The sequence below is a fragment of the Streptomyces sp. NPDC092370 genome, from assembly GCF_044755265.1.
Taxonomy (GTDB): domain Bacteria; phylum Actinomycetota; class Actinomycetes; order Streptomycetales; family Streptomycetaceae; genus Streptomyces.
The window spans coordinates 17,474-30,570 of sequence record NZ_JBIVQO010000001.1; the positions used below are offsets into that span (position 1 = coordinate 17,474).

General features: G+C 70.6%; 7 protein-coding genes. 6 read left to right on the forward strand and 1 reads right to left on the reverse strand.

Features of this window, described 5'->3' with window-relative positions; genetic code table 11:
* Positions 1–69 precede the first annotated feature (69 nt).
* Positions 70–2,916, forward strand: a complete 2,847-nt coding sequence (gene secA / locus ACIQHQ_RS00085) for a preprotein translocase subunit SecA (RefSeq protein ID WP_402608520.1) — start codon at positions 70–72, stop codon at positions 2,914–2,916.
* Between the two features lie 66 nt (positions 2,917–2,982).
* Here secA and ACIQHQ_RS00090 read toward each other — a convergent pair whose 3' ends face one another.
* Positions 2,983–4,053, reverse strand: a complete 1,071-nt coding sequence (locus ACIQHQ_RS00090) for an Rv3235 family protein (RefSeq protein WP_402608522.1) — start codon at positions 4,051–4,053, stop codon at positions 2,983–2,985.
* 309 nt (positions 4,054–4,362) lie between these two features.
* Between ACIQHQ_RS00090 and ACIQHQ_RS00095 the strand changes: the two genes are divergently transcribed.
* The 5 genes from ACIQHQ_RS00095 to ACIQHQ_RS00115 all read left to right on the forward strand — a co-directional run bounded on the left by ACIQHQ_RS00095 (position 4,363) and on the right by ACIQHQ_RS00115 (position 13,054).
* The gene (locus ACIQHQ_RS00095; RefSeq protein ID WP_402608524.1) at positions 4,363–4,878 is read left to right on the forward strand and encodes a DUF6912 family protein; all 516 of its coding nucleotides are present in this window, start codon (positions 4,363–4,365) and stop codon (positions 4,876–4,878) included.
* Between the two features lie 80 nt (positions 4,879–4,958).
* A complete protein-coding gene (locus ACIQHQ_RS00100; RefSeq protein ID WP_402608526.1) occupies positions 4,959–5,624 on the forward strand; it encodes an HAD family hydrolase in 666 nt (221 codons plus the stop codon).
* A 469-nt stretch (positions 5,625–6,093) separates the two neighbouring features.
* Positions 6,094–11,046, forward strand: a complete 4,953-nt coding sequence (locus ACIQHQ_RS00105) for an NAD-glutamate dehydrogenase (RefSeq protein ID WP_402608528.1) — start codon at positions 6,094–6,096, stop codon at positions 11,044–11,046.
* Between the two features lie 102 nt (positions 11,047–11,148).
* Positions 11,149–11,607, forward strand: a complete 459-nt coding sequence (locus ACIQHQ_RS00110; RefSeq protein ID WP_402608530.1) for a GtrA family protein — start codon at positions 11,149–11,151, stop codon at positions 11,605–11,607.
* Positions 11,591–13,054, forward strand: coding sequence for a hypothetical protein (locus ACIQHQ_RS00115; protein WP_402608532.1), 1,464 nt, complete (start codon positions 11,591–11,593; stop codon positions 13,052–13,054). The genes ACIQHQ_RS00110 and ACIQHQ_RS00115 overlap by 17 nt, the downstream gene beginning before the upstream one ends.
* Positions 13,055–13,097: the final 43 nt, after the last annotated feature.

Genomic DNA, 13,097 nt, shown 5'->3' on the forward strand with positions numbered 1-13,097 from the left:
TGGCCGTTGCTCAGTAAGTCAAGTGGTAACCGACCGTCCCAGGCCCGACCGGCAAGGAGACCAACCCCCGTGTCCGTCCTCTCGAAGATCATGCGTGCAGGCGAAGGCAAGATCCTGCGCAAGCTGCACCGCATCGCGGACCAGGTCAACTCCATCGAAGAGGACTTCGTCGACCTCTCCGACGCCGAGCTGCGCGCCCTCACCGATGAGTACAAGCAGCGCTATGCCGACGGCGAGACCCTGGACGACCTGCTGCCCGAGGCTTTCGCCACCGTCCGCGAGGCCGCCAAGCGCGTCCTCGGCCAGCGTCACTACGACGTGCAGATGATGGGCGGCGCGGCGCTGCACATGGGCTACGTGGCCGAGATGAAGACCGGTGAGGGCAAGACCCTCGTCGGCACCCTTCCCGCGTACCTCAACGCCCTGTCCGGCAAGGGCGTCCACATCATCACGGTCAACGACTACCTGGCCGAGCGCGACTCCGAGATGATGGGCCGCGTCCACCGCTTCCTGGGCCTGAGCGTGGGCTGCATCCTCGCCAACATGACGCCGGCTCAGCGCCGCGAGCAGTACGCCTGCGACATCACGTACGGCACCAACAACGAGTTCGGCTTCGACTATCTGCGCGACAACATGGCGTGGTCCCAGGACGAGCTCGTGCAGCGCGGCCACAACTTCGCCGTCGTCGACGAGGTCGACTCCATCCTCATCGACGAGGCCCGTACGCCGCTGATCATCTCCGGCCCGGCCGACCAGGCCACCAAGTGGTACGGGGACTTCGCCAAGCTGGTGAAGCGCCTCAAGCGCGGCGAGGCCGGCCAGCCGCTCAAGGGCATCGAGGAGACCGGCGACTACGACGTCGACGAGAAGAAGCGCACGGTCGCCATCCACGAGTCGGGTGTCGCCAAGGTCGAGGACTGGCTGGGCATCGACAACCTCTACGAGTCGGTGAACACCCCGCTGGTGGGTTACCTGAACAACGCCATCAAGGCCAAGGAGCTCTTCAAGAAGGACAAGGACTACGTCATCATCGACGACGAGGTCATGATCGTCGACGAGCACACCGGACGTATCCTCGCGGGCCGCCGCTACAACGAGGGCATGCACCAGGCGATCGAGGCCAAGGAAGCGGTGCCGATCAAGGACGAGAACCAGACGCTCGCCACGATCACCCTCCAGAACTTCTTCCGCCTGTACAAGCGCCACGACCACAACGGCAAGGAACAGCCCGGTCTGTGCGGCATGACCGGTACGGCCATGACCGAGGCCGCCGAGTTCCACCAGATCTACAAGCTCGGCGTGGTGCCGATCCCGACCAACCGGCCGATGGTCCGCAAGGACCAGTCGGACCTGATCTACCGCACCGAGGTCGCCAAGTTCGAGGCGGTCGTCGACGACATCGAGGACAAGCACCGCAAGGGTCAGCCGATCCTCGTCGGCACCACCTCGGTCGAGAAGTCCGAGTACCTCTCGCAGCAGCTCAGCAAGCGCGGCATCCAGCACGAGGTGCTGAACGCCAAGCAGCACGACCGTGAGGCGACGATCGTCGCCCAGGCCGGCCGCAGGGGCGCCGTCACGGTGGCCACGAACATGGCCGGGCGTGGTACGGACATCAAGCTCGGCGGCAACCCCGAGGACCTCGCCGAGGCGGAGCTGCGTCAGCGCGGCCTCGACCCCGAGGAGCACATCGACGAGTGGGCGCACGCCCTGCCCGAGGCGCTCGAGCGGGCCGAGAAGGCCGTCCAGGCCGAGAAGGACGAGGTCGAGAAGCTCGGCGGGCTCTACGTGCTCGGTACCGAGCGGCACGAGTCGCGGCGCATCGACAACCAGCTGCGAGGTCGTTCCGGCCGTCAGGGCGACCCCGGCGAGTCGCGCTTCTACCTTTCCCTCGGCGATGACCTGATGCGCCTGTTCAAGGCCCAGATGGTCGAGCGCGTGATGTCGATGGCGAACGTCCCGGACGACGTGCCGATCGAGAACCGGATGGTCACGAAGGCGATCGCGTCCGCCCAGTCGCAGGTCGAGCAGCAGAACTTCGAGACCCGGAAGAACGTCCTCAAGTACGACGAGGTCCTCAACCGGCAGCGCGAGGTCATCTACGGCGAGCGGCGCCGCGTCCTGGAGGGCGAGGACCTGCACGAGCAGATCCAGCACTTCATGGACGACACCATCGACGCCTACGTCCAGGCCGAGACCGCCGAGGGCTTCCCGGAGGACTGGGACCTCGACCGGCTGTGGGGCGCCTTCAAGCAGCTCTACCCGTGCAACATCACCGTCGAGGAGCTGGAAGAGGCGGCCGGCGACCGCGCCGGCCTGACCGCCGAGTTCATCGGCGACTCCATCAAGGACGACATTCACGAGCAGTACGCGGCGCGTGAGGCGCAGCTCGGCTCCGAGATCATGCGCGAGCTGGAGCGCCGGGTCGTGCTGTCGGTCCTCGACCGCAAGTGGCGCGAGCACCTCTACGAGATGGACTACCTCCAGGAGGGCATCGGCCTGCGCGCCATGGCGCAGAAGGACCCGCTGGTCGAGTACCAGCGCGAGGGCTTCGACATGTTCACCGCGATGATGGAGGGCATCAAGGAGGAGTCCGTCGGCTACCTGTTCAACCTGGAGGTCCAGGTCGAGCAGCAGGTCGAGGAGGTCCCGGTCGAGGACTCCAAGCCGGTGGCCGACCTCGAGAAGCACGACGCGGTGCCGGCGCAGGCCGGCGCCCGGCCGGAGATCCGGGCCAAGGGGCTCGACGTCCCGCAGCGGCGCAACCTCCACTTCTCCGCGCCGACGGTCGACGGCGAGGGCGGCACCATCGAGGGCGACTTCACCGAGGACGGCGAGCCGGTGCGTTCCCAGGCCGACGGCCTCACGCGCGCGGAGCGGCGCAAGCAGGCGCGCAGCCGCGGGCGTCGTAAGAAGTGACGGTAGTCGCGTAGCGGCTTGAGGGGCCGGACACCTGCGGGTGTCCGGCCCCTCGGCGTGCAGGCCTCAGTCGGATTCCGGGCGGGGTGGGCGGGGGCCGCCGAGCTCCACCGCCGTGCAGCGCCAGCGCAGGTCCTCGCCCAGTTCCAGGCGGAAGGCCATGGCGCGCAGCCGGTCACCGGCGCCGATGCGGGCGAAGGCCTCGATGGCGCCCGGGCGGGGCTCGAAGTAGCCGATGTCGCGGACGACGGGGCGGGCGCCGCGGGTGCGCAGGGGGCCGCGTTCGGCGAGCCAGGCCAGTTCGTCGTAGGCGCGTCCGCGGGTGTGGCGGAGCATCGAGTGGACGGGGCGGTGCCCGCTCAGGACGGCGACGAGGAGATCGGCGAAGAGATCGGTGGGCCGGGGCTGGGGGACCGCCGCCTGGCGGAAGCCCTGGACCGGGAGGCGCGGGGCGGCTTCGGTGGCGGCCGGGGCAATGGTGCCCGCGCGCGCCGGGGTGGTGGTGTCCGTCGCCCTGCGGGGCGCTGTGCGGGTGGTGGAGGGCGTCGATGGGCGCGTGTCCGCGGGGCGCGTGCGGGAGGTCCTGGTGCGGGCGGAGGCCGGTGGACGGCCACCCGCGGCCGGAGGCCGGGTCCGGCCGCTGCCGGGGGAGCGCGGGGGCGCGGCGCCGGCAGGGGCGGGCGGTGCGGTTCGGGTGCCGGCGAGGGCGGGGCCGGACACCTGCGGGTGTCCGGCCCCCGGCCGGGTGGCTCCGGCGTTGGCGGGAGTGCGCGTGTCGTGTGCCGTGCTGCCGGGTGTGCCGGGTGCGGTGTTGTGGCGGATGGTGGGTGTGGTGCTCCCCGGCGGGTGGGGTGTCGTGTTGTCGGGTGTGCCGGGTGCGGTGCTGCCGGGTGTGCCGGGTGCGGTGTTGTGGCGGACGGTGGGTGTGGTGCTCGCGGACGTGTGTGGTGTCGTCTTGCTGGATGTGCCGGGTGCGGTGCTCCCCGGCGGGTGGGGTGTCGTGTTGTCGGGCTTGCCGGAGGCGCTGCTCACGGGAGCGTCGGGTGGGGTGCTCGCCGTGGGGCGTCGGGTGATCGGGTGGTGGGGCTCGTGGTGGCTCGGTGGGCGGGTGGCCGGACGGTGCTGGGTCCTGGTCATGACCTTGTGCATGGGGGTCCCCGTTCGTGGGCCCGGGGGATACCCGGGAGTAACTTCGGTCGGTGATCTTGTACGGGGCCGATGGGGGTGGCGGCAAGGCAGCGTGCCTCGGGGCGCGGGCGGCGGAATGTTCACCTATCCGGGTGATGCCGGGGGTGTGGTCCCCGTCGGCGCGGGGGTGTGCCGGGTGAATTCCGGGACCGGGGTGGACGCGTCGGGCGGCACGGGGCGGGACTCGAAAGGGGACGCCCCGCACGTATCCTGAAGGCCCTCCGGAGCCCTCCGACCCGACCACGAAAGCGGCCAGCCATGCGTGTCTACGTGCCCCTGACCCTCCCCGGTCTCGCCGAGGCGTACAAGGCGGGCCAGCTGGGAGCCGGGCCGTTCGCCGCCTACGCCGTGACGCCCGGGCTGCGCGAGTGGTACGTCTCCGACGACATCGAGGAGCTGGAGTACGCGGCGCTCAGCCGGGCCGCTCTGGCCTCGCTGCGGCTGCTGGCGGCCGAGCCCGAGGCGCCACGGCGCCGGGTCGTGGTCGCCGTCGACGTGGCCGACCGGGCCGTGAGCGCGGATCCGGACCGGGCACTCGATCCGGCGGCGCTCGGCGAGGTGCTGGTCGCGGGTGCGGTGCCCATGGGCAAGGCGGCGTCGGTGCACGCCGACGCGGCGGACGCCGAGGCCGACGTGACGGCGGCCGTGGAGGCACTGCCGGCGGCGGACGGCGGGGACGGCGACGCGCAGTTCGTCGTGGACGGGGCGGAGGACCACGAGCTGCTGTGGTTCGCCACGCAGGAGATCCCCAACCTGGTGGAGCGCGGGACCTGAACCGGCCGAGGGGGCGCTCCGAGGGGGCGCGTTGAGGCGCCGTCTCTTGATTGTCAGTGGAGGCGGGTACGTTTTCGGGCATGGGGATGAAGACGCGCGCGCACATTGTCTGGGACTGGAACGGGACGCTGTTCCACGACATCGACGCGATCATCGGGGCGACGAACGCGGCCTTCGCCGAGCTGGGGCTGGAGCCGCTGACGCTGGAGAGGTACCGGGAGCTGTACTGCGTACCGGTGCCGAAGTTCTATGAGCGACTGATGGGGCGGCTGCCGACCGAGGCCGAGTGGGAGGCCATGGACGACATCTTCCACCGGTACTACGCCGAGCACCGGACGACGTGCGGGCTGACGGCGGGGGCCGTGGAGCTGCTGTCCGGCTGGCGGTCGGCGGGGTGCAGCCAGTCGATCCTGAGCATGTACGTGCACGAGGAGCTCGTTCCCCTGGTGCGGGGCTTCGGAATCGAGCCGCACTTCATACGGGTGGACGGGCGGACCGGGCCGTCGGGGGGCAGTAAGGCCGAGCACATGGTGCGGCACCTGGCGTCCCTGAGCGGGGTGGCGCCGGAGCGCACCGTGGTGATCGGGGACGCGGCGGACGACGCCGTGGCCGCCCTGCATGTAGGGGCCCGGGCCGTGCTGTACACCGGCGGGTCGCACAGCCGGGTGAGCCTGGAAGCGGTCGGCGTTCCTGTGGTGGACACGCTGGAAGAAGCGGTCGAAGAGGCGCAGCGGCTCGCGGCCTGACCGGTACCCCGGAGGTCCTCCAGACCAAGATGCGTAGCGGCACTGTGCAGAACGTCAAACTTCCAGGGCTGGTTTTGTACACATACGGCTCATGACGGAGTACCTGTAAGGAGCGATAGCCTTAGTGGCGTGATCAGCGCGATAGTTCGCGGGGACGTCGTCGTCCCTGCCCTGCGCCCGGAGAGCACGGACGACATCCGTGACCGGGCGGCGGTCGCTGGTCTTCGCAGGCGGGACGTGGCATCGAGGACTCCCGGGACGCCGAGCATCATCCGTTCCCAGGCGTCGCAGAGAGCAGTGTCACACCGGTGGCGCAGCTCAAGAATGGCTCAGACACCCCCGCTCATCTCACCTTGCGGCATAGCGTCGGAACAGACCGGATACCCCGTGTCACGACGTGAGGTCGTAAGCGCAGAGGCCGTACTTCCTTCTACGTCACGCAACGGCGCGCGACAGGAGCCAGAGGACAATGCAGACCAAGCTGGACGAAGCCAAGGCCGAGTTGCTCGAGAGGGCCGCCCGGGTAGCTGAGAACAGCCCGGTCGGGGGGCACCTACCGACCGGGTCGACGGGCGAGGAGACCCCAGACGCCCAGAAGGCCCCGGACCGCGAGACCCTCCTTACGTTCCTCCAGCGTTACTACCTGCACACGGCCCCGGAGGACCTCACCGACCGCGACCCGGTCGATGTCTTCGGAGCCGCCGTATCGCACTACCGGCTGGCCGAGAACCGCCCCCAGGGCACCGCCAACGTGCGCGTGCACACCCCCACGGTGGAAGAGAACGGGTGGACCTGCAGCCACTCCGTGGTAGAGGTCGTCACCGACGACATGCCCTTCCTCGTCGACTCCGTCACCAATGAGCTGACGCGTCAGGGGCGCGGGATCCACGTCGTCATCCACCCGCAGTTCGTGGTGCGGCGCGATGTCACCGGCAAGCTCATCGAGGTCCTGTCCACCCCGGCGACCGGCGACCTTCCGCACGACGCGCACGTCGAGTCCTGGATCCACGTCGAGATCGACCGCGAGACCGACCGGGCCGATCTGAAGCAGATCACCGCCGACCTGCTGCGCGTGCTGTCCGACGCCCGTGAGGCCGTCGAGGACTGGGGCAAGATGCGGGAGGCGGCGATCCGGCTGGCGGAGGGGCTGCCGGACGAGCCCATCCCCTCCGACCTGCCCGGACCCCAGGTCGAGGAGGCCCGCGAGCTGCTGCGCTGGCTGGCCGACGACCACTTCACGTTCCTCGGCTACCGCGAGTACCAGCTGCGCGACGACGACTCGCTGGCCGCCGTGCCGGGCACCGGGCTCGGCATACTGCGCGCGGACCCGCACCACGCGGCCGAGGAGAGCCACCCGGTCAGCCCGTCGTTCGAGCGGCTGCCCGCCGACGCCCGGGCCAAGGCGCGCGAGCACAAGCTGCTCGTGCTGACCAAGGCGAACAGCCGGGCGACCGTGCACCGGCCGTCGTACCTGGACTACATCGGCGTCAAGAAGTTCGACGCCGAGGGCAACGTCATCGGCGAGCGCCGCTTCCTCGGACTGTTCTCCTCCGCCGCCTACACCGAGTCCGTGCGCCGGGTCCCGGTCATCCGTCGCAAGGTCGAGGAGGTCCTGGAGCGGGCCGGATTCTCGCCCAACAGCCACGACGGCCGTGACCTGACGCAGATCCTGGAGACGTACCCGCGCGACGAGCTCTTCCAGACCCCGGTCGACGAGCTGCGGGCCATCGTCACCTCCGTCCTGTACCTCCAGGAGCGCAGGCGCCTCAGGCTCTACCTGCGCCAGGACGAGTACGGGCGCTACTACTCCGCCCTCGTCTACCTCCCGCGCGACCGCTACACCACGGCCGTGCGCCTGAGGATCATCGAGATCCTCAAGGAGGAGCTCGGCGGCATCAGCGTCGACTTCACGGCCTGGAACACCGAGTCGATCCTGTCCCGGCTGCACTTCGTGGTCCGGGTCCCGCAGGGCACCGAGCTGCCGGAGCTGTCCGACTCCGACAAGGAGCGCATCGAGGCCCGGCTGGTGGAGGCCGCCCGCTCCTGGGAGGACGCCTTCGCCGAGGCGCTCAACGCCGAGCTCGGCGAGGAGCACGCGGCCGAAGCGATGCGCCGGTACGCGCACGCCTTCCCCGAGGGCTACAAGGCCGACCACAACCCGCGCGCCGCGGTCGCCGACCTCGTCCACCTCGAGCAGCTGAACGCCGAGGAGGGCAAGGACTTCGCGCTCAGCCTGTACGAGCCGGTGGGCGCCGCCCCCGAGGAGCGCCGCTTCAAGATCTACCGCACGGGTGACGCGATCTCCCTGTCGGCCGTGCTGCCGGTCCTCAACCGGCTCGGTGTCGAGGTCGTCGACGAGCGGCCGTACGAGCTGCGCTGCTCGGACCGCAGCGTGGCCTGGATCTACGACTTCGGTCTGCGCATGCCGCGTGCGAACGGCGCCGGGGACCACTTCGGCGACGACGCCCGCGAGCGCTTCCAGGACGCCTTCGCCGCCACCTGGACCGGCAAGGCGGAGAACGACGGCTTCAACGCCCTCGTGCTCAGCGCCGGGCTGACCTGGCGCCAGGCCGTGGTGCTGCGCGCGTACGCCAAGTACCTGCGCCAGGCGGCGTCGACGTTCAGCCAGGACTACATGGAGGACACCCTCCGCAACAACGTCCACACCACCCGGCTGCTCGTCTCCCTGTTCGAGGCGCGGATGTCGCCGGACCGGCAGCGCGCCGGGCACGAGATCGTGGACGCGCTGCTGGAGGAGGTCGACGCGGCCCTCGACCAGGTGGCCTCGCTCGACGAGGACCGGATCCTGCGGTCCTTCCTGACCGTCATCAAGGCGACCCTGCGGACCAACTTCTTCCAGGAGGCCGCGGGCGGCCGGCCGCACGACTACGTCTCCATGAAGTTCGACCCGCAGGCCATCCCCGACCTGCCGGCACCGCGCCCGGCGTTCGAGATCTGGGTGTACTCGCCGCGCGTCGAGGGCGTGCACCTGCGCTTCGGCAAGGTCGCGCGCGGAGGCCTGCGCTGGTCCGACCGGCGTGAGGACTTCCGCACCGAGATCCTCGGCCTGGTCAAGGCGCAGATGGTGAAGAACACCGTCATCGTGCCGGTGGGCGCCAAGGGCGGCTTCGTCGCCAAGCAGCTGCCCGACCCGAGCGTCGACCGTGACGCGTGGCTGGCCGAGGGCATCGCCAGCTACAAGACGTTCATCTCGGCGCTGCTCGACATCACCGACAACATGGTCGCGGGCGAGGTCGTCCCGCCCGCCGACGTCGTCCGCCACGACGAGGACGACACGTACCTCGTCGTCGCCGCCGACAAGGGCACCGCGACCTTCTCCGACATCGCCAACGGCGTCGCCGAGAACTACAACTTCTGGCTCGGTGACGCCTTCGCCTCCGGCGGCTCCGCCGGTTACGACCACAAGGGCATGGGCATCACCGCCCGTGGTGCCTGGGAGTCCGTCAAGCGGCACTTCCGCGACATGGGCGTCGACACCCAGAACGAGGACTTCACGGTCGTCGGCATCGGCGACATGTCGGGTGACGTCTTCGGCAACGGCATGCTGCTCTCCGAGCACATCCGCCTGGTCGCCGCCTTCGACCACCGGCACATCTTCCTCGACCCCAACCCGGACGCCGCGACCTCCTACGCCGAGCGGCGCCGCCTGTTCGAGCTCCCCCGCTCCAGCTGGGAGGACTACGACAAGGGGCTGCTGTCTGCCGGTGGCGGCATCTTCCCGCGCACGGCCAAGGCGATCCCGGTCAACGCGCACATCCGTGAGGCCCTCGGCATCGAGGCCAAGGTCACCAAGCTGACCCCGGCCGACCTGATGAAGGCGATCCTCCACGCGCCGGTGGACCTGCTGTGGAACGGCGGCATCGGCACGTACGTGAAGGCCTCGACCGAGTCGAACGCGGACGTCGGCGACAAGGCCAACGACGCCATCCGCGTCGACGGCAAGGACCTGCGCGTCAAGGTCGTCGGCGAGGGCGGCAACCTCGGCCTGACCCAGCTGGGCCGGATCGAGTTCGCGCTGCACGGTGGCCGGATCAACACCGACGCCATCGACAACAGCGCGGGCGTGGACACCTCCGACCACGAGGTGAACATCAAGATCCTGCTCAACGGCCTGGTCACGGACGGCGACATGACCGTCAAGCAGCGCAACAAGCTGCTCGCCGAGATGACCGACGAGGTCGGCCGCCTGGTGCTGCGCAACAACTACGCGCAGAACACTGCGATCGGTAACGCCCTCGCCCAGTCCAGCGCCATGCTCCACGCCCAGCAGCGCTTCATGAAGCACCTGGTCAGGGAGGGACACCTCGACCGGGCACTGGAGTTCCTGCCCACGGACCGGCAGATCCGCGAGCGGCTCGCCCAGGGCCAGGGCCTGACCGGCCCGGAGACGGCCGTACTGCTGGCCTACACGAAGATCACGGTCGCCGAGGAGCTGCTCCACACCTCGCTGCCCGACGACCCGTACCTGAAGGGCCTGCTGCACGCGTACTTCCCGACGGAGCTGCGCGAGCAGTTCTCCGACCGGCTCGACGGCCACCCGCTGCGCCGCGAGATCACCACGACCGTCCTGGTCAACGACACGGTCAACACGGGCGGTACGACGTACCTGCACCGTCTGCGCGAGGAGACCGGCGCGTCGCTGGAGGAGATCGTGCGGGCCCAGACCGCGGCCCGGGCGATCTTCCGCCAGTCCCCGGTGTGGGACGGGGTCGAGGCGCTCGACAACAAGGTCGAGGCCGAGGTCCAGACCCGTATCCGGCTGCACGCCCGTCGCCTGGTGGAGCGCGGCACGCGCTGGTTGCTCAACAACCGGCCGCAGCCGCTGGAGCTCGCCGGGACCGTCGACTTCTTCGCCGAACGGGTCGAGCAGGTCTGGGGGCAGCTGCCGAAGCTGCTGCGCGGCGCCGACCTGGAGTGGTACCAGAAGATCTACGACGAGCTGACGGGCGCCGGCGTCCCGGACGAACTCGCCACCCGGGTGGCGGGCTTCTCCTCGGCCTTCCCGACGCTCGACATCGTCTCGGTCGCCGACCGCATGGGCCGGGAGCCGCTGGACGTCGCGGAGGTCTACTACGACCTCGCCGACCGGCTGCGCATCACCCAGCTCATGGACCGCATCATCGAGCTGCCCCGCTCCGACCGCTGGCAGTCCATGGCCCGCGCGGCGATCCGCGAGGATCTGTACGCGGCCCACGCCGCGCTGACCGCCGACGTCCTGGCGGTGGGCAACGGCACCTCGACGCCCGAGCAGCGCTACAAGGCGTGGGAGGAGAAGAACGCGGCGATCCTCGGCCGTGCCCGCACCACGCTGGAGGAGATCCAGAGCTCCGACGCGTTCGACCTCGCCAACCTGTCGGTGGCGATGCGCACGATGAGGACGCTGCTGCGCACGCATTCGTAGGCGCACGGCGTGACGGGCGCCCCGGGCCGGTTCCGGCCCGGGGCGCTTGTTCTCGGTGTGTCTTAGGGCGAGGCGACCCCGAATCCGGCTAAGGCTTGGGTCGTGACTGTGAACCTCGCCGAGGAGCGGGTGGCCGCCCCCGCCCTCCCGGTCAAGCGCGTCATCCTCGAAGTGGCGGACTTCGCGCCGGTCGGCGGCAGCGGTGTCGCCGTCAACGTCCCGGTGTCCAACGTGCCCCTGCACGGGCTGCACCGGTCCGCCATGGTGGCGACCGTGCGGGCCGGCCTGGTCGCGAGGGGCGGCAAGCACCTCGGCTTCCGGTACGTCACCTCTCGCGACCGGGCGTCCCGGACCCGGCGTCGGATCGGGCTGTTCTTCGTGTTCGGCGCGCTCGGCGTCGCCTTGGACAGCGGACTGTTCCACGCCGGGTTTCACGGCCTCGGCCTGGACGGGCCTCTCGAATCCCATGCCGTCAAGGCGGTGCCCATCGTCCTGGCCTCCGCCTTCCTGTTCCTCGTCCACCGGGCCCGGGTGTTCCAGCACGATGCGCGCCGCGCCTAGACCGGCCGTCGTCGCCGCGCAGGCCGCTGCCGCGGTGGTGGTCCTGCTGTTGCTCCTGGTCATCGTCCGGCTGCCGTGGGCCGGTGATCTCGGGATGCACGCGGCGACCGTCCAGCGCCTGCGGCACGACCTCGTCGACCCGGGCAATCCGCTCGTCGACGCGGACACGCCGAGCCCGTACTACTCGCCCTGGATGCTGGTGCTCGGCTGCCTCGCGCGGGTCAGCGGCCTGTCGGTCTTCGTGGTGCTGCGGCTGGCGGCACTGGCAGGGCTGGGGCTGCTGGTGACAGGGGTGTGGCGGTACGTGCGGACGCTGACCGGTCATCGTGCCGCGCCCGCGCTCGCCCTGCTGAGCCTGCTGTTCCTGTGGGGAACGGCCCTGTTCAAGTGGAGTGGCTTCTACGGGCTCAACTCGCTGGCGCTGACGGTGTCGTACCCGAGCCTGTTCGCGCTGGCGCTGGCGTTCCACCTCTGGGCATGGCTGGCGCGGGCGGTGCGCAGCGGTGCCGGATGGGGGGTGTGGCCCGGACTCGGGACGCTGTGGGCGGTGATCGCGCTGTGCCACCAGTTCTCGGGCGTGGTGGCGTCGCTGGGCGCGGTCGCGACGGTGGTGGCGGCGCGGCCCGGCCGGCAGGTGTGGCTCCGGCTCGGCGGTGGGCTGGCCGTGGGGCTCGCGGTGCTGGCGCTGTGGCCGTACTACGACTTCTTCGCGCTGTTCGGGGCGGGGGACGGGCTGGAGGCGGTGCACCGGCCGTTGTACGAGGACCTGCTCGGGCGGTACTGGCTGGTGCTGCTCGGGGTGGTGGCCCTGGGGATGCGGGCGTGGCGGGACCGGTGGGATCCGCTGGTGCTGTTCTTCGTGCTGGGTGTCGTGGTGGTGACGGTGGGCGGGGTCAGCGGGCACTACGCCTGGGGGCGGGCGTTGCCGGCGGCGCTGATCCCGGCGCAGCTCGCGGCGGCCGTGGAGGCGTGCGAGGCAGGGCGGCGCGGGGTGCGGGTCGGGTGGGCGTGCGTCCTGGGCGCGGCGCTGGCTCTGGGCGCGTGGACGCAGGTGGGGACGGTCGGGTACGTGGTGAAGCCGCGGGATCTGCCGGAGGCCGTCGCGGAGAAGTACCGGCGGCCGTGGACCGGGTACCACTGGATGACGCGCTGGGTGGGGTACGGGGATGTGGTGATGGCGCGGGAGGGGCGGCCGGCCCGGCAGATCCCGGCGTACGGGGCGTACACGGTCGCGCCGGGGTATCCCGACTTCTTCCTGCCGGACGAGGGGCGGCGGGAGCGGGCGGTGCGGAGGTACTTCGCGGACGGGACGCCGAGGGAGGAGCGGGGGGAGATCCTGCGGGAGTACGGGGTGCGGTGGGTCGTGGACACGGGGAGTGGGGGAGCGGGGCTGCGGGAGGTGGCTCGGGGGCCCGAGGGGCAGGTGTTGTACGCGGTGGTGCGTTAGGGGGTGCTGCGCGGGGGTCGCCGAGACCGGGTGGGTCCGCAAC